This is a genomic window from Kothea flammea (assembly GCF_052161645.1).
In the GTDB taxonomy this organism is placed as follows: Bacteria; Planctomycetota; Planctomycetia; order Pirellulales; family Pirellulaceae; genus Laterigemmans.
Genome location: NZ_CP197414.1, coordinates 5153278 through 5175791, shown reverse-complemented (window position 1 = coordinate 5175791; position 22514 = coordinate 5153278). Strand labels below are relative to the sequence as shown.

Sequence of the window (22514 nt, the reverse complement as noted above, 5' to 3'; positions counted from 1 at the left end):
GGGGCTTAAAATCTCGTTAATATCAAAAAACAAAACATAACGGTTTGTTTTTTAACATTAACGTTGCGTCGTTGGTTTCCTTTCCGGTGCTTGGCGAAAAAAAATGAAAAACTTCCGGGCTCGCCCGCCCTAGGGCATCGAGCCTCGCAAAGGTAATCTTGAGGGGCTGATGACAGTTAATTGGGGGCGGCTGTTTTGGCGAGGGTGTTTTGGCCCAATCATTTTGAGGCGTTCCGATTCAGCATTAAGCAAATCAGGGGAGAGTGGAAATGCGACTCGAAGGCAGACGAACAAGCGAAAATGTCGAGGATCGTCGTCGGGGTCCGCGACCGAGCGTGGTGGGTGGCGGTGCGGGTGCGGGAATGCTCGTGCTGCTGTTGGTCGTTTATCTGCTGGGCGGAAATCCCCAAGCAGTCTTGCAGCAGTTGCAACCCGCCGCTGGCGACGGAGCACCGGCGGCAGCTCCCGTGGATCTGGAACAAGAGCTGACCGTCGAGGAGGAGCAACAGGGGATATTTTCTTCGCAAGTCTTGGCGCTCACCGAGGATGTCTGGGGTCAGCTGCTGGCCGAATACGGGGTGCGTTATCAAGAGCCTCGCATGGTGCTCTTTTCAAGAAGAGTCAATTCGGCCTGCGGGGCCGCCACCAGCGCTACGGGGCCGTTCTATTGCCCTGGTGATTCAACCGTCTTTTTGGACACTTCTTTCTTCAGCGAGTTATCGAGCAAGTTCGGGGCGCCAGGCGATTTTGCTCGCGCCTATGTGATTGCTCACGAAGTTGGACATCACATCCAAAATCTATTGGGCACGACCGATAAGCTCGACGCGCTGCGGGGCAGGATCAGCGAGCGGGAAATGAATGATCTTTCGGTACGTCTGGAGTTGCAAGCTGATTTCTACGCGGGCGTTTTTGCCCACCATTTGCGAGGCGAGGGAAGGATTTTGGAAGAAGGTGATATCGAAGAGGCGCTGCGGTGCGCGATGGCGATCGGTGATGATCGCTTGCAAAAGCAGGCGCGGGGCTATGTCGTTCCCGACTCTTTCACGCATGGCACCAGTCAACAACGTTACAACTGGTTCCTAAAAGGATTCCGCACGGGTGATATTAGCCAGGGAGATACCTTTTCCGCGACCGATCTATAGCGGTTGAGCAGGTGTTAAGCACAATACCGTTCAATGAGGGCCATCTTGGCAGGACCCTCGTTAAACAGTCAGCCGCAGGCGTACTTGTAATGGGAGCGCGTTCGCGTTCGCGCGTTCGGCTGACGGTTAAACGATTTATTGAACGGTATTGGTGTTAAGCAGGAACCGGGGGAACTCGTGCTCGACTGGGGGGTTAATCCCCAACGTACTCGCTAGCGGCACTAACACTGCGTCGTTCGCAATTGATAAGACTTCGCAGCGGTCATGCTGAAGTCGATTATGATTATGAGCATCGCTTCGCTGAGCACGAGCACGGGTATTAGTTTGGCCCTCGACGACCCCCGCGAGCTTGCCTCGTGCGGTGAAGGAGGTTTTTGGCTAGCACGCTTCCCGCCTTGCCCCGCGATCATTTCCCCGTTCCGACCCGCCCGCCGCAGGCGGGCGGGGTAGGCGGGCGGGGTAGGAGAGTGCAGGGCGGCGCGGGGTTTGCATCTCTAGCTGACAACCTGATTCACCGAACGAGGCAAGCTCGTTGGGGTCTTATCACTTCGTGTTCGTGCTCGTGCTCGCATCTCGTTTCACCGCCTGTGATTTCATTCGCCCCGGGATATGCGGTATAACGAGGTCTCGCCGCCTCAACACCCCGCAAAAATTTCCGCACGATGTCTGATCCCCAGCAAGATCCTCAACAATCCCCCCGGCATGATTCACAACACCCGGTGGCGGTGATCAGACCTTTGGGATGGTGGGAGACGATTTGCGGGATTGGGCCCGCAGTGGTCGTGGCCGCAGTTGTCTTGGGGCCGGGCAGCATCACAACCGCTTCGCGGGTGGGAACCGCCTACGGCTACAGCATGGGCTGGGTGCTGGTGATCACCACGGCTTTGATGATTGGGATGACTTTGGCCGCACTGGTGGTCGGCACCGGGTCGACGTCCACGGCCGCTGAGCGTTTAAGAACATCGTTTGGCTCTTTTCCAACCGCCTGCTTGGGAGTCGCGGTCTTTTTGATCGTGGCTCTTTTTCAATCTTCTAACAACCGCGCTTTATTGTTGGCCGCCGAGTTGTTTGTGCCTGAGATCAGTGACTCGCGAATATTGTCCGGCGGTATTTTAATCGCTTTCAACGCGGCGATCATCTTGTTTTTTCTCAAGTCCCGCAGCATCTATCGGGTGATCGAAAAATCGATGTTGTTGTTGGTCGCTACGATGCTGGTCTGCTTTAGTATCAACGCCGTCGTCGGTTCGATGGACTTTGCCGCGGCGGCCCGCGGGCTAATCCCCAGCGGCGAATCGTTGACGGTGGTGAGCCAACAATTGACCGGTGACCTACGAGCGCTTGTCGGCACGACCTTTTCAATAGCGGGTGCTTTTTATCAATGTTACCTGGTGCGACAACGGGGGTGGACGCGAGACCAATTGCACCGCCGTTGGCTCGATCCGGTCGTGGGGATTGCCACTTTGGGTGGACTAACTTTGCTAATCATGAGCACCGCAGCCGCTTCGCTGCATGGCAAAATTGACGCCGGCGAGATCACCGATTTGAGTTCGCTATCGGCCAGTCTGGCGCCGACCTTTGGGCCGCAAGCCGCCTGGGTTTTCGCGGCGGGAATTTTGGCCGGGGCGGTCAGCTCGTTTATTGGCAACGCGTTGATTGGCGGTACGATCATGGCAGACTCGCTCGGTAAAGGGGCTTCTGCCGAGCAAGCCGGCCCCCGCGGGTTCACCGTCTTGGCGTTGTTGGTAGGGCTGGGGATTGCCTTGCTGTCAGTCGTCGCCGGGATGGATAGCGTGGCGTTCATCATTGTTGCTCAAGGGTTGACCACTTTGGGTTTGCCCTTGATGGCCGCCTCGCTGGCTTGGCTATTGTGGCAGACCGCACCACAAATGAAACCGCTGCTAGCAATTGTCGGCTTGGGGTTTTTGGTCAGCTGTTACGTGGCCTTTGTCACGCTGCTTTCGTTGTTGGACAAATTGCTAGCTATTGTTGGCGGGGCCTAAGGGAACCGCACGCTGGCGCGTTGCGGCTGATTGGGAACCGCACCCTGGCGCGTTGCGGCTGATTGGGAACCGCACGCTGGCGCGTTGCGGCTGATTCCTTTCGGTTAATCGCGGCGATTGATTTCGTAGCGGGTGTGCGGACGTTTGGATTTTGCCAGCTCAAATCGGGCTGAATCGGCAAACTGCTGGAAGACCCGCTCGGCTGACACGGCATCGTAGCGATCGGCATGAACGCGGAGCAGATACCTGAGCGTCAAAGGTTGTTCGGCTGTCACCACCAAGTCGCCAGCTAGCGTGGGCGAGGTACACATCCAGCCATCTTGGCGAACATGCCAAGCGTTGGGGAATCCCGGGTTGCTGGGATGGTCGAAATAGGTAATCCCCTCGGCAAACCAGCTGCGAGATTGGCCTTCGCCGCTCGCCGACGCGCCGCTGTAGTCGACCCAACGATGGGGTTTGCCAAACAGCGACGGCTCGCCTGTTTGCCCATCGTCGGCCGTTAACAGCCCTTGTCCAAAGGCGGCTGAAAGTGATTTGCTGACTCGCACGGCCAGCAGCCCAAAGTTCGTTTTCTGCAAAGTTACCTGAGAGCGTTCCGCGGCCGGCCGGAGTGTTGTTTGAATTTCTAATTGCCAGCCACTCCGTTCTTCACCAGCAGCCGAGGCGGGCTGTAGCTCGAGGATCACGTCTTGCCAAAGCAGCGTTTGGTCGTCGGGGGCGAGCCAATGTAGCTGGAACGCCAAACGGGCTGCGTCATCGCCATCTTCCAAGGCGTACCACTGGTTTTGGATGATTTTTGTGCCACCATTTTCGGACCAGAAATCGAACCCGTCGACTTTGTAGTGCGCGAACCAAACCGAGCGATGGTGGTCATGATCGGGAGCCCCGGGATGTCCCATTCTGGTTACTGATTGACCGCTGGGACCGATTAGCGGGAATAGGAAGGGGCGCGGCACATCGTGGGGGAAGTGCCAGACGGTGCGGAGTTGGCCATCAATTCGCATTTCAAAGCGGTGATCGGCGAGGGGGATGATTTCGCACCGCGGCGGTGTTGTCTGTGCCGGATCGGGAGTCGCCGGGTTTTGAGCCCACAGGCTGGGCGGGACGACTGGTGTCGGCGAGCCGACTGCCAAAAGCAGACTGGCCAACGACAAGGCAGGCAACAGCGCTCGCCAGTCAGCTAACTTGGGCCGCTGCAGCTGCGACGTTGCCGAGACCCGTGGATTGGCGAAGGGAGGTTGCCGGAAAGTTTGGTGGGGGAAACCGAAACGCATGTTGGCACCGGTGTAGAAGGACATCAGAGAGACGCGACTAGGTACGGTTTGCAGTTTAGCAGGCTGGAACTGGTGATGGTGGAGGGCTCGCAGCGACCCTGGAACCCGTTTGGGGCATACCCTGGAGGAGAAATTTTCCTCGCCGCAGCCGTAGTGGCAAGGCAGGGCTGCTGGCGTTAGAATCTGAGGCAACTGCTGGGAAAAGAGGTTTGAAACAACGATTTTCCCGCAGCAAACTATCCCCGCAGCAGAGGATGGGTGGCCGAGTGGTCGAAGGCAGCGGTCTTGAAAACCGCCGTACGTTTACGCGTACCGTGGGTTCGAATCCCACCCCATCCGCTTTTTTGTATGGCGTTATTGTTTGAACGAGTAGACAAGTTTGCTGCTCCGATTGTGTTGGCCGCCAGCTTTGGGAGCACGCCAATGACGGCAATAGTTGATTCGCGAGTTCGCTCGATTGAACATCCGCTGATCGCCCATCACATGCGGGTCGTGCGAGATGCCGACACGCCTTCTGCTTTGTTTCGCGATGCGATCTCGCGAATGGCGATGTTGTTGGGCGTCTATGCCACCGAGGATTTGCCGACGCGGCCAACGACGGTGATGACCCCACTCGCCGAAGCATCCGCCGAGGTGGTGAGTGGCAAAATTGGGCTGGTGCCGATCTTGCGTGCCGGTTTGGGATTGGTCGACCCGTTGTTGCAACTGATCCCAGAAGCGGAGGTCTGGCATTTGGGGCTGTATCGCAACGAAGAAACGGCATCTCCGATTTCGTATTACGATAAATTGCCGGAGCAGCGTCCAGTCGACACAGCATTGGTGCTTGATCCGATGCTGGCTACCGGCGGGTCGATTCGTTTGGTTGTCGAGCGGTTGCTGCGGTGGGGCGTTCGTGACATTCGCGTGTTGAGCGTGATTGCCGCGGAGCCGGGCATCAATCGGTTGTTGGCAGAGTTCCCTGAACTGCGAATTTTCGTCGGCGTTATCGATCCCGAGCTGAATGGGGACAATTACATCGTCCCGGGGCTGGGTGACGCTGGCGATCGGATTTTTAACACCTAGTTCTGGTTGTGGGACCTGTCGCCGATGCTTGCATCTCGTTTGGTTTGTGTACTCGGGATGCTGCTGTTGGTGGCACTGGCTTGGTTGCTCAGCACTCAGCGGCGGAAGTTTCCTTGGCGGATTGTCGTGGGAGGCTTGGGGCTGCAATTGGTGTTGGGCTTCTTGATTTTGCGGACGGAAACGGGTCGCCGGGCGTTTGGGTTAGCCGGACAATTTTTCGATAAGATCTTGTCATTCGTGAGCGATGGCAGCGGGTTTCTCTTTCGGCAAGGTACCGAGGCCGGCTTGTTGGAGACGTTTGCTTTTGGCGTTTTGCCGACAGTGATTTTCTTCTCCGCATTGATGAGCGTGTTGTATCACTTGGGTGTGATGCAGTGCGTGGTTTGGGCGATGGCTTGGGTGATGCGGTTTACGCTCGGGACCAGCGGGGCAGAGACGTTGGCGGCGGCGGCAAACGTGTTCGTCGGGCACACCGAAGCGCCGCTGGTCGTGAAGCCCTATTTGGCAACGATGACTCGCAGCGAGTTAAACGCTTTGATGACGGGCGGTTTTGCCACTGTCACCGGCGGCTTGTTAGGTGCTTACGCTGGGATGGGGATTGACATTCGGCATTTGTTGACCGCCTCGGTGATCAGTGCGCCGGCCGCTTTGTTGATCGCCAAAGTCATGGTTCCCGAGACTGCTGTGCCGGTCGCCGGCGGCGGCTTGCGGTTGGATCGCAGCTCGGGGAACGTCAACCTGATTGGAGCGGCCGTGCAGGGAGCCACCGATGGACTCAAACTGGCCCTCAACGTCGGTGCCGTGTTGATCGCTTTCTTGGCACTGATCGCCATGTTGGACTGGATGGTTGGCCAGGCGGGTGTCGGATTTTGGTCTGTTTGGGATTATTGGCAGGGCGGAGCGGATGTGGCCCACACGCCCTGGAGCTTGGGGTTGGTGCTGGGCTACGCTTGCGCGCCACTGGCGCTCTGCATGGGGATTCCTTGGTCCGAATCGGTGGCGGCTGGGGAGTTGATCGGGCTGAAGACAGTCGCCAACGAGTTCATTGCCTTTAAGGAATTGGGAGCGATGAACGTAGTTGCCTCCGGCCCGGTGGAAGCGGGCACGATCAGTGCGCGGACGAAAATTATTTTGACCTATGCACTTGCCGGCTTTTCCAATTTTGGTGCGATTGGCATTCAGGTGGGAGGCATTGGAGGGCTGGAACCCAGCCGCCGAGATGATTTGGCCCGGCTCGGGCTGCGTGCCATGATTGGCGGCCTGATCGCTTGTTGCATGACCGGCGCGGTGGCCGGGCTGATGCTAGCCGCGGAGGATCCGGCTGGATGACGAATCCCTACGACCCGCCTCCCGTGGTGCTTGATCAGCGCCCCAGCTACCTGGACCAAGCACGCTTGTTGAAAGCTGGCTTTCTGTACCGCAAGATTGAGTTCGACGTTCCATTCCAGGGCCTGTTGGTCTATAGCGGCTGGAATTTCCTGCAACGCATCCGCATCAACGACATTTTGGTTTGGAAACGCGTCAGCTGGGTGGTGATCCATCGCCAAGCTCAATTCCAGTTGCCGGCAGAACTGGACCCCCAGCAACGTCCAGCTCAAGTCGACTTGCGCTTCGGCAAGGGGTTAATGATGAAGGGATTTTCGCTGCGGATTGGCGAACAGGTGATCTATGACGAGCCGCCCGGTGGACTTTAGCAAAAATTGCTCGCCGACTCGGTTTTCCCCTCTTTTTTCACGATCGTCATGTTCGTTACGGGCCGCTTTGAGGTCAGATTCGCTGACTTGGGAATTACCTGCCAGTTGCGACCAAACGCGCTAAAGGTTTTACCCCTTTTGTAACGAAACATAAGTGTCGGAAGAACTTCATCTTGCACGCGGGTATGCCGGGAGTGGCGGCATACGAGTTCGCGAGCAAAGACGGGGTCTTCAGGCAGGGGGGATCTAAATCGAACAATCCGACGGGGCAGTTGTTGCCGAGTCGGTTTGTGGAATCACCGTCTGAACTAGGTGACCGTTTGGTTGCGTAGTAATGGAGGCGGTATCTAGGTTTGGCTCTTCCCGGTCGAAACGTGCGTATGCGAATCGACGATTGAGAACAGATGGAAGAGCAAGCTATCCAGTGGCGCTGCCCCTCAGCAAGCCATCAAAAGCTGATAGCCTATCCAACCATTGGTTCACACCAGTACCGAAACTAAAACCGTAAGGAACCCAACCCGGACGTGTCGCAAGATGCAGCCGGATCGGCCCCAGACCCAGCCGTTTATCGATGGCCAATTCTTCGCACGCCCCACCGGGTGAAGACGACCGTTCAGGCCGGTTGTTGGCAGATGATCGATAAACAACGAGTGGGCCGGAGTGTTGATGGATATGAACGCACCATCAACCAAGGGAATGTCAACGAGGCGTTACGGAGAACCTGATATGAAGGTCTTCACGACTGGACAGGTCGCCAAGATCTGTAAAGTCGCCCCGCGAACCGTATCAAAATGGTTCGATTCGGGTCGATTAAAGGGATATCGTATTCCGGGTTCGCAGGATCGACGGATCCCACGCGAATACCTGATTAAGTTCCTTAAGGAACACGGTATGCCTTTAGGAGATCTCGAGGACGAGGCGATGGCTAAAGTGCTGATCGTCGCCCAGGACCAGGTCCTGATCGAGAACTTGAAGCGCGAATTACCTCCCGAAAAAGCTTTCAAGGTGGCAGTTGCCGCTAGCGGCTTTGAAGCAGGTATTCAAGCGGAAAGCTTTAACCCAGATTGCATCATCGTCGACTTTTCAATCGGCAAGGTGGAAGCAGTTCAAATCTGCCAAAACCTGCGAAAGAATATCGACTTTGCCGAAATTATATTGATCGCTTTATTGCCGGATGATGGTCAACCGATGAGCTTTGACCGGTCTGCGATCAACGAAACGTTCAAGAAGCCGTTCGATGCTCACTTGTTGGCAGAACGACTTCGTACTCTGATCGGTGCCAAGAAAGAATTGGTTTAGCATTTCAGCTGAAAGCCTTTTCTTCGTTGGCCCCATCTGAGCCTGAGTCTCAAAGAAAGCGTCGCATGCTCCCGCCATGCGACGCTTTTTTTCGTTACCATCATGCTTTTCGCGTGTGTGGTATCCCACGCGGCGACCCGCTTCCGCGCCCGCCACCCCATTTGCTGCTTCCCATTTGCTGCTTAGCATGTCCAATCACTTTGATGCTCAGGGCCAGCCACACATGGTGGACGTCTCGGCCAAACCTCAGACCGTGCGAGTCGCCGTGGCCGAAGGATTGGTCAGCATGGCCGCAGCCACCTTGCAAGCAATTCGCCAAACCGAAATTCGCAAAGGGGATGTCCTGGGGGTTGCCCGGCTGGCCGCCATCGGCGCCACCAAGCAGACCGCCAACCTGATTCCCCTTTGCCATGCCATTCCCGTCGAAGCGGTGAATGTCGAGTTTGATTTCCCCAGCAGCGGAAATGTCGACGCGCAGCAGTCAGCGGTTGGGGATTCAGCCAGTGGGGATTCAGCGATGGGCCAAGTCCGTTGCCAAGTCACCGTACGGACCACCGCTCGCACGGGGGTTGAAATGGAAGCGTTAACGGCGGTCGCCGTGGCCGCTTTGACGATCTATGACATGTGCAAATCGATCGACCGATCGATGGAGTTGGGTCCCATTCGCTTATTGAACAAGTCGGGGGGGCAGTCGGGCGATTTTCAGCGCGCTTCTCAAGGTGTTTGACATCGCCGCAGCGGGGCCCTCAGAGCTTCCAACCGAGTTTGCTCGAGATGGCGGCTGGAAAACAATTGTCGCGAGTTGTCCGTTGGCGGTAATCACGGTTCTTTCCCCCAGAGCAGCCCGTTGTGGCGTCAACCGCTGACGACCCCGACAGAGCCTTTTTCATTCGTCAAGAGCAAGGTCATGGAATCAGCTACGACTCCTGAGAGCGATATCGCCCAGCTCGCTAAATTGGTTGGTGGTGAGTTGCAGGCTCAGGCGTTCTATCGCCCCATCGCGTCCCAAATGGTGCAAGTTGAACAGCGGTTGCGGGACGAGTTGCGGAGTCGCTACGACGTCTTGGAACCGGTGCTGCAGCATGGCGTCATGTTGGGGGGGAAGCGTCTCCGCCCGGCTCTGGTGTTGTTGTCCGGCGCCGCTAGCGGCCCCTTGCATCATGATCACGTCACCATCGCGACCGTTTTGGAGATGGTTCACACCGCGACGTTGGTCCATGACGATGTGCTCGACAAAGCCGAGCATCGCCGGCATGTTCCCACGGTCAACGCGTTGTGGGACAATTCGACCAGTATTTTGCTTGGCGATTTTCTCTTCTCACACAGTTTTTACCTGGCTGCGACGCTCAGCTCCACGGTCGCTTGCCGAGCAATCGGCCGGGCTTCGCGAAGGGTTTGCGAAGGGGAGCTGCGGCAAGTGCTCAGCGCTGGCGACATGCTGCTCGACGAGGCCACTTATTTGGAACTGATCGAAGGCAAAACGGCCGAACTGACGCAGGTCAGCTGCGAGCTGGGGGCGATGTTCAGCGGAGCCAGCGAAGAACAGATCCATGGTTTGGGCGAGTATGGCAGATGTTTAGGCATCGCCTTCCAAATCGCCGATGACTATCTCGACCTCTGGGGAGATGAGCATCGCGTCGGCAAGACGTTGGGAAGCGACATCGGCCAAGGCAAAGCGACTTTGCCGCTGATCCGCGCCCTGCAAGTCGCCGATCGATTAACTCGCTCAAGAATCCTCGCCCTCAATCATTCGCCGGCTACCCTACGACGTGGCGAATTGTTGCCGCTGCTGGCTCGCACCGACGCCGAGCAGTACACGCGGGATCAAGCCCGGACTTTTGTCGATCAGGCGACCGATGCGCTATCTGTGCTGCCCCCCAGCGACTCGCGAGAATCGCTGCGTAACTTGGCTGAGTTCGCGATCGCACGCAGTTTCTAAAGAATCGCTGCCGGGTGTAGGATGGGTCTCCAGGCCCGTCTATTCAAGCTAGCAAGCCAAAAGACGGGCGTAGGATGGGTCTCCAGGCCCGCCTATTTTCCAACCGTGTGCCCAAAGCGGGAGATGATTTTCCCATTCGCTGACGGGCCAAGAAACCTGTTCTACATTCGCTGACGGGCCAAGAGACTCGTTCTACGTGTTTTGACGGGCCAGGAGACCCGTCCTACGTTTGCTCTGGTGGCCTTAATTGCCGTCGCTGGGGGGCGTGCGGCGGTAGAAACCGCTAACGTCCGACTTAATGCGGCGACCGGAAACTGCTTTGCTGGGCGGGAAGTCGCTCCCCCTAGCCGTCGGCCCCAGCGGGATCGTGATCGCATCGTCCATGGTCTTCAGGAAGCCGACCAGTTTCTCAGCCGGGATAATCGTGATCCCCTTCTGGCGGGCTTCGTCGATCATGGCACCGATTTCCGCCAATGCTTGCAATTCGCGATCTGTGGCCGCTTGATCCGCTCCATCCGCCGCCTCTGGACGTTCGCCGACCACGAGGAAGCGAATGCCACTGTCGAGCTGCTGTCCCGCTCGTCGACCGCTGGGGTCCACCACCGCGGCCACTTCAGCACCGGCAGCTTGGATCACGCCACGCAAAATGTCGATGTCTTCGCTGTTCGCTTTGCCGTCGCGGTTGATGTCGATGGAGCCTGCCAACGCGATGCGAACCTTGCGACCCGGGGCCCAGAACGGCGAGTAGACTTTGTCACCCGGGATGATCGGGTTGCTGGCGAACGGGTCACCGAGGATCCGTGCTTCGGCCAAGTGATCGCCGCGGATTGCGACGACCTCGATCATGGCTTTCGCTTCCGCTTCAGCCACGTTGCTCTTCTCAGCACCGTAAACTTCGAAAGTGACACCCTTCCGCAAGGCATCTGAGGCTCCCAAGTCGATCATCACCAAGCGATCGCCGGGACGCGTATAGGTGACTTTGCCTTGAGCCACTTCGAACTGCGAATTTCGCATCCGGTTCAGCTCGCGGCGTTGATCGTCAATCGTTGCCAACAGCTCCGTCTTTTCCGTGTTCAGAGTTCCGATTTGCTGGTTGAGTGCCCGCGATTCGGTCAAGTGCTTGGCAGCTTGGTTGCGCACTTGGTCTTTGAGTTGTTCGCCAGCCAGCTTCATTTGCTGCCTGTCATTTTCGAACTGAGTTCGCAACTGTTCTTTCTCGTCTTCTGACTGCTGTTGCAGGTTCTCGGCACGTTGTTGAGCGTCTTGTGCCACCTTCACTTCAGCATCGGCTCTCGCCTTTTCACGTTGCTGAGCCTGAATGGCGTTGTTGTATTGTTCGCTGAGCGTGCGGATTTGACCGGTCAAGTATTCGGGCAGAGCGCTCAAGTTTTTCCGCGATTCGTCGACTTCGGGGCCAAAGTAGGTCATCGCCGTGGCGACATCCTGAACCACCTTTTCAAAGTTGGCGTCACCCGAACCACTTTCGGCCAGATCATCGAGTTGGGCTTTGGTTAGCTCGCCCACGCCGATCACACCTTGGAGGTAGGTAATCTGCCTGTCCTTCCGTTGAATGTCGGTGGACATATTGGACAATCTCGTCGCAGCCGCAGAGGCCTCGGACGAATAGACGTCCGCCGATCGCCACAACAAAAAGTTGACGATGAGCGAGAGCACCAAGAAGATGGAACAGGCGATCAAGCTACCGCGGATCACCGAATCGTCACGGGCTGGCATAGCGTTCAGAACCCCAGGGAAGGTATTAAACGAGTGGGGGTGGATGACAAGTCAATTTCACATCCTATCTACCCCAACGCCCAAATCCAGTCAAAGTGTGCGAGATTGGACGAAGAATTGAGGAAACTTCTGACGTTTATTACGATTCCGCAGTCGACTTAGGTTCACTACCGGGAAGAATTTCCGCGATTATCCAGTTAGTCATCGAGGCTGTTACCCGGCTGGCTGCACGACTAACTCGTCTTCGGGTGGCTGCTTGGGATCGGCATGCTTTTCCGTCCCTGCTTCCTCGGTCGCTTTTTCGGCATCCGTCGGCAGCGGGATCGGCAGCATCACCAGGCGTACCGGCGTGCCCCGGGGAGGAACCCGTTCGGCAAAAGCACTGTAAACCAGCGATCCGCTGGATTGACTGCTTTCTGCCGGCAAGTCGAGCGTTGCTGTGGAAAAGTTGGAGACGCAGATTAAGTCGCCCGAATCGGCTTGGTAGAATTCACGCCCCGATTCGGGGTCTCTCCAAAAACTGCTGCCGCCAAACACCCAGTCTTGGTCTAACTCTTTCTCGGTCCCCGTTTGCTGGACCCAGCTTTGCGCCTTCGCTTTCTGAGGCATACCCTGAGCATCGCGCCACAGCACCCAAATCGCAATGCGTTGCCCAGTGGCGGGACGATATTCGGGCACGAACGAGACCGGCGTGCCCTGCACAGCTCCCAAGGCGAGCAGCCCCGCGTGAATGTGTTTTGATTGGGAAAGCACGGCAACCACTGATTCATGTTCTTTGGTGCCTGCTGGACAGGCAAACATCTCCAGGGGGCCTTCAGAAAGGGAAACATAGCCGTCGACAATCAAACGTCGTTTTTCGGCGTCCAGCCACAAACGGGCGTCGGGAGCCAATCGGGTTCCGCCGACCGGGGACGAAAACGCCTTTTCCGCTGCCAACTCCAGCGGTGATTTTTCCGCGTACGGCTCGTATTCAGGCTCTTGCGGAGTCGTCTCGGCATCTCCAGCCAACGATGAATCACTGGGAGCGGTCAGTGAGGGGCCTCCAATGCCGCCGCTGACTTGTCCTCCCGTTCCGGGCTGGTCACTCTGAGGATCGATGCCTCCATCCAGTCGCCCAGCCGCATCAGGATCGTCCCCGCTGATGTCGGGTATGGTGATCCCGGCTGGTGAATCGGTTAAAGCCGGATCGCGATCTGCCGCGGAATCTGCTGCAGAGTTGGCGGATGCCACGTTTGGCGAGGAATCAACCGCAGGGGCTGGTGTCTCAGCCGCGTCGCCCGGTTCGGCCGTCACCTCGTTGGCTTCCTTGCTGCCGCAACCGGTAAATGCCACCAAGCAGAAACAGACAGCGATGCACAAAAGTAGTGGTTTTCCGAAAAGCTCCACCCTTGGGCGACGGGGAGTCGACTCGTTTTCCGCGGGCATACCACACGGGGTGCGTGTGGTGGGAAATAGACAGATTCTCTGCGGGGTCATTGCGTTGCTCGCGTAGGCATTAAGAATGGTGCAACTCGATTTGACTTACTCTACCACGTTTGCATGATTCGATCAGGCTGGCCACATGGCAACCGTCAAACAAAAAAAATCAACGCGGCAAGTGGCTGAATCTCAATGGCCCGAATTGCGTCGGCGGATCATTCGCCGCGGCGTGCGGCGGAACTTGGCCACTCTCTGGCCCGAGGCGCCCGGCGATGGTGGGCCGTTGGTTTGGGGTTGGCAAGTTGCCGCGGGAGAGATCCCGCCAGTTGCGCGCCAGCTCGGCCGGCTGGTGGCGGGCAAGCCGTTGGCTGAGGAGTTTGACTTGTTGGCAGCGGTCGATCATTTTCTCAACATCGTCGCTGCGCAAGCCTCGCAGCCGCTGGTGATGGCTGAGGCCCTGCAGTGGGCTTACGCCCTGCCCAAGCTAGCCGAGTTGGACTTTGAGGGGGAGTTGGACCGTGAGGGATTGACCAGCACGCAGTGGTGGCGGTTGCTCGATGAGCTGCAACTTTTGCAACGCGCCGGTGCCGAAGAGTCGGCGCCCGAATCATTGGCGCGCCTGATGTCGGGGGGCGAACTCGGTTTGGTGCTAGCCTGGCAACTGGCTGATTTGCCCTCCTGTGAGGCTTTGCAAACGAGTGCTCTGGAGGCGGTCAGCAGCTGGTTTGAGCAGAGTGGTGATGCGGTTGCCGCGACCGTTGGCGATGGCGGACGTTGGATCCGTTTAGGGCTCGCCTCGGCGCTGCGATCCCGCCGCCTCTCTGCCCGTTTTCGCAAACGCATATCGCTCAAACGCAGCGCGGCTGCCGTCGACCTGGCGACTTGGACGGCCGCCATGACGCGGGCCAATGGCTCGAATTTACTCGGCCCCAACGTTGCTCCCAAAGATGATTGTCGCAAAGCCGGCTTGTTCGATATGGCGATTAAGGAAGTCGGCGGGCCGGCGCTGAAAACCGCGATCGATACTTCCCTGCACAGAATTAAGTCTGACGGTCGCTTGGCATGGCGAGTCGAACTGCCAGAGCCGGGCTGGTTTGATGGCGACGCCGGGTTGGCGGTGATGCTGCCGGAGTGGGACGTCAGGCGGGGACGCGTGGCGGTCGATTTCAGTCAACCAATCATCCGCTTGGAAGTCAGCGGAGGCAAACAACCTTTGCTCAGCGGGCAATGGCGGGCTGAAATTATTGTCGACGGCGTGCAGCGTGAGCCCAGTGGTCCCTGGCGCGAACTTTGTTGGCATTCCGATGACGATGTGCACTACCTCGAAGTCGAGCAAACATTCGCGGGCGGTATTCGTTTGCAACGCCAAGTTATGTTGCTACGCGACGATCGCGCGCTGATGTTGGCCGACGCCGTGCTCGGTGCCGAGCCCGGCAAGGAACTGCAGCTGCTGACCGAGGTCGATTTGGCTCCTCAAGTAGCCGTCGATGAGGACGACGACATGCGCGAGCTGTTGCTGGTCGATGACAAACGCCGAGCCATGGTGCTACCGCTGGCATTAGGAGAATGGCGAGTCGGCAAGTCGCGGGGGAATTTGTCGGTCGCCGACCAAACAGCCTCCGCAAGCTTACCTTTTCAGCTCAACGGTGCGGCTAACGGTGATTCAATTAGCAACGGCGAGGCAGAGCAGGCAACTGCTCCGGCCGGGCTGCTGCTGGCGGCCCAATTGCGAGGCCAACAATCGCTGTATCATCCTTTGTGGTTGGATTTGTTGGGCAAACGGCTGCGATCGTCGAGGACTTGGCGGCGGTTGACGGTGGGAGAAAAGTTGTCATTGGTGCCGGAGCATCAAGCGACCGCCTTTCGCGTCCACTGCGGCAACGATCAATGGGTCGTTTATCGCTCGCTAACCGGCGCGGCCAATCGAACGTTCCTCGGCAAAAACCTTATTTCTGATTTCTTCTGCGGCCGGTTCGATGCCGACGATGGGTCGGTGGAAGAATTAATCTCGGTTGATGAGCATCCCGAATGAGTGATCCGCAACAGGGTAGCGAGCAAATTGTCAGCAACTGGCAGCGTCTACTCGCAGAAGTTAACGAGGCGGCCACGAAGGCCGGCCGGGAACCAGCGTCAGTCCGAGTGGTGGGGGTTTCCAAATACGTCGATGCGGCGACCACCAAACTGCTCAGACAAGCCGGTTGTCAGGAACTGGGTGAGAGTCGCCCGCAAGCTCTCTGGGATAAAGCTGCCGCACTTGAAAACTTAGATTGCCACTGGCACATGATCGGCAGTTTGCAACGCAACAAAGTGCGCCGCACCGTGGGGCTCGTGACGCTCATTCACAGCGTCGATAGCCAGCGGCTGGCGGAAGCGATCGCCGCCGCCGCTGCCGAAACGCCCGCCGGTCAAGTTGCCGGGCTGGTCGAAGTCAACATCTCTGGGGATACTAACAAACATGGCTTCGCCCCGGCTGAATTGCTGCCCGCGCTCGAACAGATGGCTCCCCTCGGCGGCTTGGCGATTAAAGGTTTGATGACGATGGCCAGCCAAGGCAGCTCACCCGAGCAAGCTCAATCTGAATTTGCCCAGCTGCGGCAACTCCGCGATAGCCTGCGCGAGCAGGGTCTGCCCGCCGGCATCTCGCTGAATGAACTTTCCATGGGCATGAGTGGCGATTTTCCGCAAGCCATCGCCGAGGGCGCCACGATCATCCGCGTCGGCTCGCGATTGTTTTCACACCAACCCGACACGTGAGTCTTGAAGTTGCGTTTTTTGGGCATAGTATCATGCGGCGACTCGGTATTCTTGCGGGATCGAGGCTGCGAGTAAACGTTGCAGTTTTCTACGAGTCGCCCGAAGGCTAGACACCATCGCACGTACTTCACATGCAGAGCTCAGCAAACTCTATTCCCGAGGCCGCGTAGTGTTGGTAGGTCGGTTGGATGCAATAACGGCGGAGCCGTGGCATTGGGTAGCCAGGGGTGCAAACCCCTGGTTGCATTTCATCCGTTGCCCCCGACCAATACCACGGCTCCGCTGCTGCGACGCGGTGATGGGGTATCATTCCAGGGGTTGTCACCCCTGGCTGCCAAATCCCATCGCTCCGCGATTCCAATCACGGCAATGGTCGTGCTGTTTGCAGTAATGTAGAACCGCTGTCCCCAGCTGTTTGCTGCAATGTAGAACCGCTGTCCCCAGCTGTTTGCAGTCCTGCAAGCGATTGGGGACAATCGCTCTACATAGTAGAACCGCTGTCCCCAGCTGTTTGCTGCAATGTAGAACCGCTGTCCCAGCTGTTTGCTGCAATGTAGAACCGCTGTCCCCAGCTGTTTGCAGTGCCACAAGCGATTGGGGACAATCGCTCTACAATGTAGAACCGCTGTCCCCAGCTGTTTGCAGTCCTGCAAGCGATTGGGGACAATCGCTCTACATAGTAGAACCGCTGTCCCCAGCTGTTTGCAATAACGGCGGAGCCGTGGCATTGGGTAGCCAGGGGTGCAAACCCCTGGTTGCATTTCATCCGTTGCCCCCGATCAATACCACGGCTCTGCCGCTGCGACGCGGTGATGGGGTATCATTCCAGGGGTTGTCACCTCTGGCTGCCAAATCCCATCGCTCCGCGATTCCAAGCACGGCAATGGACCGCCGGTAGCTAGCCAGTCACGGCTCCACTGGCACAAGGCCAGCGGTGGCCAGTGTTCGCCCTTTTCCCCACCAGGCTTGTTTTTCCTGCATCAAGAACCCAACCGCGACCCCCAAAAAGCTCGCGGGGAGCGTCGTTGGTTCACGGTTGCCAGATAGCATTGTGAGGGGGCGAAGGTGGGCAATTGGCACTAGTCTCGCCAGCAGGTTACACTGCCTGGACTGGTCACGTTGCGAACTGATTTCGACAGCCATCTTCGTTTCTTGAGTTAAGCCATGCAGCCGAGCGAGCCACGTTCTCCAGGGAACTTTCACCCAGCGCCGAACTTCCAGCTCATCCTGGAAAAACTCTCCGATCGGGGCCGCGAAGCATTCGAGCGCGATGGCAGCTCGCCCATTGAGCAATTGGTCGCTGAAGCTCCCGCCGAGTACCAAGATAAGATTTTTGTGCAGTTGCTGGTCGAAGAGTACCAGTTGCGGAAGATGCGTGGCGAAACCGCGACGTTGGAAATGGTTCGCCAGCGGTTTCCAACGCGTCTTGAACTGGTCGAGAAGGCTTGGCGAGAGATCGTTTCAACGTCGCCCTTCGCTCCGCCAAAGTCTGCAGTAGCTCCCGGTTCGCCCGGTGAAAGCCCACAATTCGCTTCGACAGTGGACAACGATCGAGACGACAGTGACGCGGCAGCTGCTGGGTCCCCAGGATTCGTTGCGGACTCCGAGGATCCGCCCCAGTTTGGACCTTACAAAGTCCTAAAATCACTCGGTGCCGGCACTTTCGGTTCAGTCTACAAAGCCCAGCACGAATCGAGCGGCAAAGTTGTCGCTGTGAAAATGCTGAAAAGCAAGTGGGCTCGCGATCCTGAATGCGGCCAGGCGATGCAGCAGCAGTTTGCCGACGAAGCCAAGATGATGCTGCAGTTTGACCACCCGCACGTGGTGAAGGTCATCTCCCTGGACGATCGCGCTGACCCGCCGTACTTTGTTCAAGAGTATATCGACGGCGAAACACTGGCCAGCCGGCTGCAAACCTCACGACCTGCCATCGAACAAGCGGTGCAGTACGCCATCCAGATCGCTGCCGGCTTGGCTCATATCCACTCGCGTGAGCGTTGGCACCGCGATCTCAAGCCGGCCAACATCCTGCTCGATCGCAACAATCACGTTTACCTGGCCGACTTTGGTCTCGCTCTGGATGATGCCCAGCGTTGGCGTTCCTCGCGCGGCCCGGCGGGGACTTATCCCTACATGGCACCCGAGCAGGTCAAAGGAGCCACGCACCGGCTGAACGCTCGTTGTGATATTTGGGCTTTGGGAGTCATTCTCTACGAGATGCTAACCGGCAGGCGGCCGTTCCGAGGGGAGACCCGCGACCAGCTGTGTGATGAGATCATCGAACGGACTCCCGCCGCGCCGCGGGAACTGGATCGTTCGATTCCCCGTGAGCTGAATCGGCTGTGCATGCAATGTTTGTCCAAACGCGATGCCGATCGACCCCACGCCGCCGCCGACTTGCAAGACGACCTCGAGCAAATCCTGCAGCGACTGGGGGAAGGCTCGTCGTCGACAACCGCCGCTTCGACTTCTCCGGCCGCAGTCGATACCTCTGTATCTGGCGACTCCACACAGCCGACGCCGGTGGTCGAATACCCGATCCCGACCTTGAAGCGATTCACGGCCGAGCAAGCCGAGTTGTACTTGCGGCTGATGCCTCGCAGCTATGCCAACCCTGACGAGCTGCCTGAGCTAATCGCTTACTGGAAACAACGCATCCTCGAACGGGACCCGGACGAAACCTTTGCGGTGGGGATCATGGTCGGCGTCAGCGGTTGCGGCAAATCGTCAATGTTGGAAGCGGGGCTCGTCCCGGCACTGCCCGCTTCGGTGATCCCGATTCTGATCGAAGCATCGGAGCGCGACACCGAGATCCGCATTCTCAACAAACTGCGGCGAGCGATTCCCGACGCGGCTCTTGACAAGAAATGGTCGTTGGTCGATTGGGCCTTTCGGCTGCGCAGCGGCAGTCTGTTGCCGGCAGACAAGAAAGTGGTCTTCATTTTGGATCAGTTCGAACAGTGGCTGAACGCGCACGGTGGTGAAACCACGAACCAATTGCTGGACGCGCTGCACCAATGCGACGGAGAGCACTTACAAGCGATCGTTTGCGTGCGCGAGGGGTTTCATGCGACGCTGATGCGGTTTGTGCAGGCTTTGGATCTTCACCTTGATGATTACAATAATTATGTCACGGCCCACCGCTTTACTCCCGACCACGCCCGCTTCGTGCTCACCCAGTTCGGTCGCGGACTAAAACGGCTCGACGATCCGATCACTGAATCTCAGCAGGCGTTTATTGACGCCACCGTCGAAGGCCTCGCCGAATCGGACCGGGGTGTTGTCTGTGTGCGTCTGGTTGTGCTGGCGCTAGTGATGCAGGACCGCCCCTGGACCGTCGAGGAGCTTAACAGTCTGGGAGGACTTGATGGTATTGGCGCGCAATTCCTGGTCGACTGTTTCGAGGGTCGCACCGCCAGCGAACAGTATCGCCGTTATCTGCCCGCCGCCATGCGAGTCCTGTCCGAGCTGTTGCCCGCCGAAGGATTGGAGATCAAAGATGTCCGCAGCTACGACCAACTGCTAGCCGCTTCGGAGCTGGACAAACTGCAGTTTGACGACCTGCTGAACATTCTTACTCGCAAGCTGTTCTTACTGTCTCTAGTCGAAGCCGACACCGGCACTCCGCCACTAGCCACTAGCAACTCGCCGCTAGCAACTAACTTCCAACTCACCCATGACTTTCTGGTTCCCTCGATTCGCGAGTGGCTGGCTCGCAAGCTGCGTGAAACCAAAGCGGGTCGTGCCCAACTGCGACTGCAAGAACGGACTACGGCTTGGAACTCCAAACCTGAGAACCGCAACCTTCCGTCACTGTGGGAATGGATCACGATCCGCCGACTGACCGATCGCCAGAAATGGAAACCCAACGAGCAAGCAACCATGCGACATGCGGGTAGAGTGCATGCGATACGGTCTGGTTTATTAACCACCTTCGCCATTGCATTGCTCTTAGGTGGCGTCGGAGTGAAACGCGGGAACGACGCAAGGCTGATGGAGCGGGATGCGACCAACCTTGTTAGTTCCATTGAATCGGCCGATTATGCAAAGCTGCCCGAAATGATCTCGCAGCTTGATCCGATGCGTTTGGTCGCGGTTCCGAAACTTAGGCAGGCTCTTGATCAACACGATCTTGAGTCTGACGAACGACTAAAACTAAGTCTCGGATTGTTGGCAAGTGATCCGGGCCAAGTGGATTATCTGTTGCAGCGTTTACTAACTGCGGAAGCACGGCAAGTGCCGTTATTGGTCGACCAGCTGACGCCTTACGCGGAACAGATCCTCCCGCAGCTTTGGATTGCAGCCGAAAAGCTTGAGCCGAAAAGTCTATTGCAGGTTGCCAGTGCCTTGGCTGCTTATGATCCGAGTAACGAAGACTGGCAATCGATCTCCGCTCAAACAGCAGATCAGGTTGTACGAGAGAATCCTTTGCGGATCGCGACTTGGATTGAGACGTTGCGTCCGGTCGCCAGCCAGCTCAACCCTGAACTCAAGCGGATTTGCGCGGCAAGCTCTGAAGCAAGGTCGCAGACCCAAATCGACCTGGCGACCGACCTGCTGGAGACTTATGCAGCGGAAGACTTTGAACTACTGCACGAGTTGATTTTGGTGGGAGGACCTCGTCAGTTTGCCAGATTTTTTGGTTTATATTCGCGTTTTCGCCCCGAGGCGATTGAGCGAATGCGTAGCGAGCTTGCAAGTCCTTTTCAGCACAATGGCTCAGAGTCCGAAACGGAACTCGACGGGGAAGCGATAGAAGCGTTACGCTTAGCCTACATCGCGCGTAAAGCGAACGCGGCGGTAGCGTTACTTCGGTTGGAAGATGCGCAGCCGATTTATGATTTTCTGACAGTCGATCGAGACCTGGAGGCGTTGTCTCAATTTATCTACCGCGTTCGAGGACGGGAAGTAAGTCCTTTGTTGCTGATTAAGAGTTTTGAGGAACTGCGATCAAAGCCCGCTCTTGCTGACCCTCTTCAGCAACAACAGCATCTCTATCGGTTGTACGGTTTTCTGTTGGGCATGGGCGAATTTTCGTATGACGAGTTACCTGCCCAGCAGCGAGATGGGCTAATAGAGGAACTCGCAGACATGTACGCAGCCCACCCCAGCCGCGCCATTCATAGCGCGTTGGGTTGGTTACTGCGACGTTGGGACCAGGACGAACTTGTCCGGCGCGTCGACGAAACGCCTTTGGATTACGATGAAACTGGCCAGCGAGAATGGTTCGTGATGAAGATCGAGCCCACACCGCCCGACTCGCTGGAGGCGGCTTCGGAAGACGCGGATTTAGCGGCGCCTAATTCATCCGCAGAACCGTTGACTCCTGTTATCGATCTGTCAGCACCGATTTACTTCACGATGATCGTTTTCCCCGGCGGCGAATTCACCATGGGGGACCCTGGAGATCGTGAACTTGTCGAAGTTGCAGGTCCGATTGCTGTCAGCGACCGGGAAGTGACTTGGCGTCAATTCAGTGCTATCGATGGCGATACGCACCGCCAGGGTTGGGAGCGTCAATTCAAGAAAGCCCTTGGCCCGGAGGATCCTGTATTTGGGGTGAGTTGGTTCGAGGCAGTCAATTACTGTCGCTGGTTGACGTCGGCGCGGGGTTTGGATGAGGAATCGCAGAGTTACCTCAAGTTAGACTTTCCAGAGGGAGCCAATACCGATCCTGGTTGGTTGGACTTACCCTCTGCCACTGAATGGCCGATGCGTGTGTACCGACCTGGTTTTCGTCTGCCGACCGAGGCGGAATGGGAGTACGTGGCCCGCGCAGGGACAGAGACGACATACAGTTTCGGAGACAGCGTTGGGTTATTGGGTGACTACTGCTGGCATGACAAGAACTCGAATGATTGGTCTCACCGGGCTGGTCAACTAAGACCGAGCATCGGCGGTTTATTCGACATTCACGGCAATCTTTGGGAGTGGGTTGATGACTGGTATACCAAGGGCTCGGCCCGGGTGTACCGCGGCGGCGGTTGGGATAGCGCGGCGGCGTATTGCTCCGCGGCGGGCCGCAGCAACTTCACTCCGTCGTACCGCACGATCAGCCTCGGTTTCCGGCTGGCCCTGAGTCCGTCGGGAGTTTCAGGTCCGGCGGAGCCGGCAACAGCATCAGGAGAAGCGGAGCCATCGGGCGTAGGCACGGAGGGAGCGTCTGCGGAGCAGCGACCGGAGATGCCGTAGCCAGA

At 57.5% G+C, this 22514-nt stretch carries 15 protein-coding genes and 1 tRNA gene; 12 read left to right on the top strand and 4 right to left on the bottom strand.

Features of this window, described 5'->3' with window-relative positions; all coding sequences use genetic code 11:
* Positions 1-269: 269 nt before the first annotated feature.
* The gene (gene ypfJ / locus SH139x_RS19340) at positions 270-1142 is read left to right on the top strand and encodes a KPN_02809 family neutral zinc metallopeptidase (protein WP_488351409.1); all 873 of its coding nucleotides are present in this window, start codon (positions 270-272) and stop codon (positions 1140-1142) included.
* A 662-nt stretch (positions 1143-1804) separates the two neighbouring features.
* Positions 1805-3142 (top strand): NRAMP family divalent metal transporter, encoded by a 1338-nt coding sequence (locus tag SH139x_RS19335; protein ID WP_488351408.1) that lies wholly within the window; start codon positions 1805-1807, stop codon positions 3140-3142.
* Positions 3143-3246: 104 nt separating this feature from the next.
* On the opposite strand, the gene SH139x_RS19330 is transcribed toward SH139x_RS19335, so the two are convergent.
* Positions 3247-4440, bottom strand: coding sequence for a DUF6807 domain-containing protein (locus SH139x_RS19330; RefSeq protein ID WP_488351407.1), 1194 nt, complete (start codon positions 4438-4440; stop codon positions 3247-3249).
* 228 nt (positions 4441-4668) lie between these two features.
* On the opposite strand from SH139x_RS19330, the gene SH139x_RS19325 reads away from it, so the two are divergent.
* The 7 genes from SH139x_RS19325 to SH139x_RS19295 all read left to right on the top strand — a co-directional run bounded on the left by SH139x_RS19325 (position 4669) and on the right by SH139x_RS19295 (position 10410).
* A tRNA-Ser gene (locus SH139x_RS19325) sits at positions 4669-4755 on the top strand.
* Between the two features lie 84 nt (positions 4756-4839).
* Positions 4840-5478, top strand: coding sequence for a uracil phosphoribosyltransferase (upp, locus tag SH139x_RS19320; protein WP_488351406.1), 639 nt, complete (start codon positions 4840-4842; stop codon positions 5476-5478).
* A 24-nt stretch (positions 5479-5502) separates the two neighbouring features.
* Positions 5503-6807, top strand: coding sequence for a NupC/NupG family nucleoside CNT transporter (locus tag SH139x_RS19315; protein WP_488351405.1), 1305 nt, complete (start codon positions 5503-5505; stop codon positions 6805-6807).
* The gene (locus SH139x_RS19310) at positions 6804-7172 is read left to right on the top strand and encodes a hypothetical protein (protein WP_488351404.1); all 369 of its coding nucleotides are present in this window, start codon (positions 6804-6806) and stop codon (positions 7170-7172) included. Before SH139x_RS19315 ends, SH139x_RS19310 begins: the two co-directional genes overlap by 4 nt.
* Positions 7173-7898: 726 nt before the next feature.
* Positions 7899-8471: a helix-turn-helix domain-containing protein gene (locus SH139x_RS19305; protein ID WP_488351403.1), complete on the top strand. Its 573-nt coding sequence runs from the start codon at positions 7899-7901 to the stop codon at positions 8469-8471.
* 187 nt (positions 8472-8658) lie between these two features.
* Entirely contained in the window at positions 8659-9198 is a 540-nt protein-coding gene (gene moaC / locus SH139x_RS19300) for a cyclic pyranopterin monophosphate synthase MoaC (RefSeq protein ID WP_488351402.1), read from the top strand.
* Positions 9199-9378: 180 nt separating this feature from the next.
* Complete coding sequence (locus tag SH139x_RS19295) at positions 9379-10410, top strand: polyprenyl synthetase family protein (protein ID WP_488351401.1); 1032 nt, start codon at positions 9379-9381, stop codon at positions 10408-10410.
* 243 nt (positions 10411-10653) lie between these two features.
* Here SH139x_RS19295 and SH139x_RS19290 read toward each other — a convergent pair whose 3' ends face one another.
* Together SH139x_RS19290 and SH139x_RS19285 are read right to left on the bottom strand one after the other, a co-directional pair.
* Positions 10654-12144, bottom strand: a complete 1491-nt coding sequence (locus SH139x_RS19290) for a hypothetical protein (protein WP_488351400.1) — start codon at positions 12142-12144, stop codon at positions 10654-10656.
* Positions 12145-12357: 213 nt separating this feature from the next.
* Positions 12358-13503, bottom strand: coding sequence for a YdjY domain-containing protein (locus SH139x_RS19285; RefSeq protein ID WP_488351399.1), 1146 nt, complete (start codon positions 13501-13503; stop codon positions 12358-12360).
* Between the two features lie 202 nt (positions 13504-13705).
* Here SH139x_RS19285 and SH139x_RS19280 point away from each other — a divergent pair, with 202 nt between their 5' ends.
* Positions 13706-15595 (top strand): hypothetical protein, encoded by a 1890-nt coding sequence (locus tag SH139x_RS19280; RefSeq protein WP_488351398.1) that lies wholly within the window; start codon positions 13706-13708, stop codon positions 15593-15595.
* A complete protein-coding gene (locus tag SH139x_RS19275) occupies positions 15592-16317 on the top strand; it encodes a YggS family pyridoxal phosphate-dependent enzyme (RefSeq protein ID WP_488351397.1) in 726 nt (241 codons plus the stop codon). Before SH139x_RS19280 ends, SH139x_RS19275 begins: the two co-directional genes overlap by 4 nt.
* Positions 16318-16565: 248 nt before the next feature.
* On the opposite strand, the gene SH139x_RS19270 is transcribed toward SH139x_RS19275, so the two are convergent.
* On the bottom strand, positions 16566-17045 hold the full coding sequence (locus SH139x_RS19270; protein WP_488351396.1) for a hypothetical protein: 480 nt from the start codon (positions 17043-17045) through the stop codon (positions 16566-16568).
* A 436-nt stretch (positions 17046-17481) separates the two neighbouring features.
* Here SH139x_RS19270 and SH139x_RS19265 point away from each other — a divergent pair, with 436 nt between their 5' ends.
* Entirely contained in the window at positions 17482-22509 is a 5028-nt protein-coding gene (locus tag SH139x_RS19265; RefSeq protein WP_488351395.1) for a bifunctional serine/threonine-protein kinase/formylglycine-generating enzyme family protein, read from the top strand.
* Positions 22510-22514: the final 5 nt, after the last annotated feature.

Coding starts and splice junctions, on each gene's coding strand:
- SH139x_RS19275 (WP_488351397.1), top strand. CDS start 15,592: ATGAGTGATCCGCAACAGGGTAGCGAGCAAATTGTCAGCAACTGGCAG.
- SH139x_RS19270 (WP_488351396.1), bottom strand. CDS start 17,045: ATGCCACGGCTCCGCCGTTATTGCAAACAGCTGGGGACAGCGGTTCTA.
- SH139x_RS19280 (WP_488351398.1), top strand. CDS start 13,706: ATGGCAACCGTCAAACAAAAAAAATCAACGCGGCAAGTGGCTGAATCT.
- upp (WP_488351406.1), top strand. CDS start 4,840: ATGACGGCAATAGTTGATTCGCGAGTTCGCTCGATTGAACATCCGCTG.
- SH139x_RS19305 (WP_488351403.1), top strand. CDS start 7,899: ATGAAGGTCTTCACGACTGGACAGGTCGCCAAGATCTGTAAAGTCGCC.
- moaC (WP_488351402.1), top strand. CDS start 8,659: ATGTCCAATCACTTTGATGCTCAGGGCCAGCCACACATGGTGGACGTC.
- SH139x_RS19290 (WP_488351400.1), bottom strand. CDS start 12,144: ATGCCAGCCCGTGACGATTCGGTGATCCGCGGTAGCTTGATCGCCTGT.
- SH139x_RS19310 (WP_488351404.1), top strand. CDS start 6,804: ATGACGAATCCCTACGACCCGCCTCCCGTGGTGCTTGATCAGCGCCCC.
- SH139x_RS19335 (WP_488351408.1), top strand. CDS start 1,805: ATGTCTGATCCCCAGCAAGATCCTCAACAATCCCCCCGGCATGATTCA.
- SH139x_RS19265 (WP_488351395.1), top strand. CDS start 17,482: ATGCAGCCGAGCGAGCCACGTTCTCCAGGGAACTTTCACCCAGCGCCG.
- SH139x_RS19295 (WP_488351401.1), top strand. CDS start 9,379: ATGGAATCAGCTACGACTCCTGAGAGCGATATCGCCCAGCTCGCTAAA.
- ypfJ (WP_488351409.1), top strand. CDS start 270: ATGCGACTCGAAGGCAGACGAACAAGCGAAAATGTCGAGGATCGTCGT.
- SH139x_RS19315 (WP_488351405.1), top strand. CDS start 5,503: ATGCTTGCATCTCGTTTGGTTTGTGTACTCGGGATGCTGCTGTTGGTG.
- SH139x_RS19330 (WP_488351407.1), bottom strand. CDS start 4,440: ATGTCCTTCTACACCGGTGCCAACATGCGTTTCGGTTTCCCCCACCAA.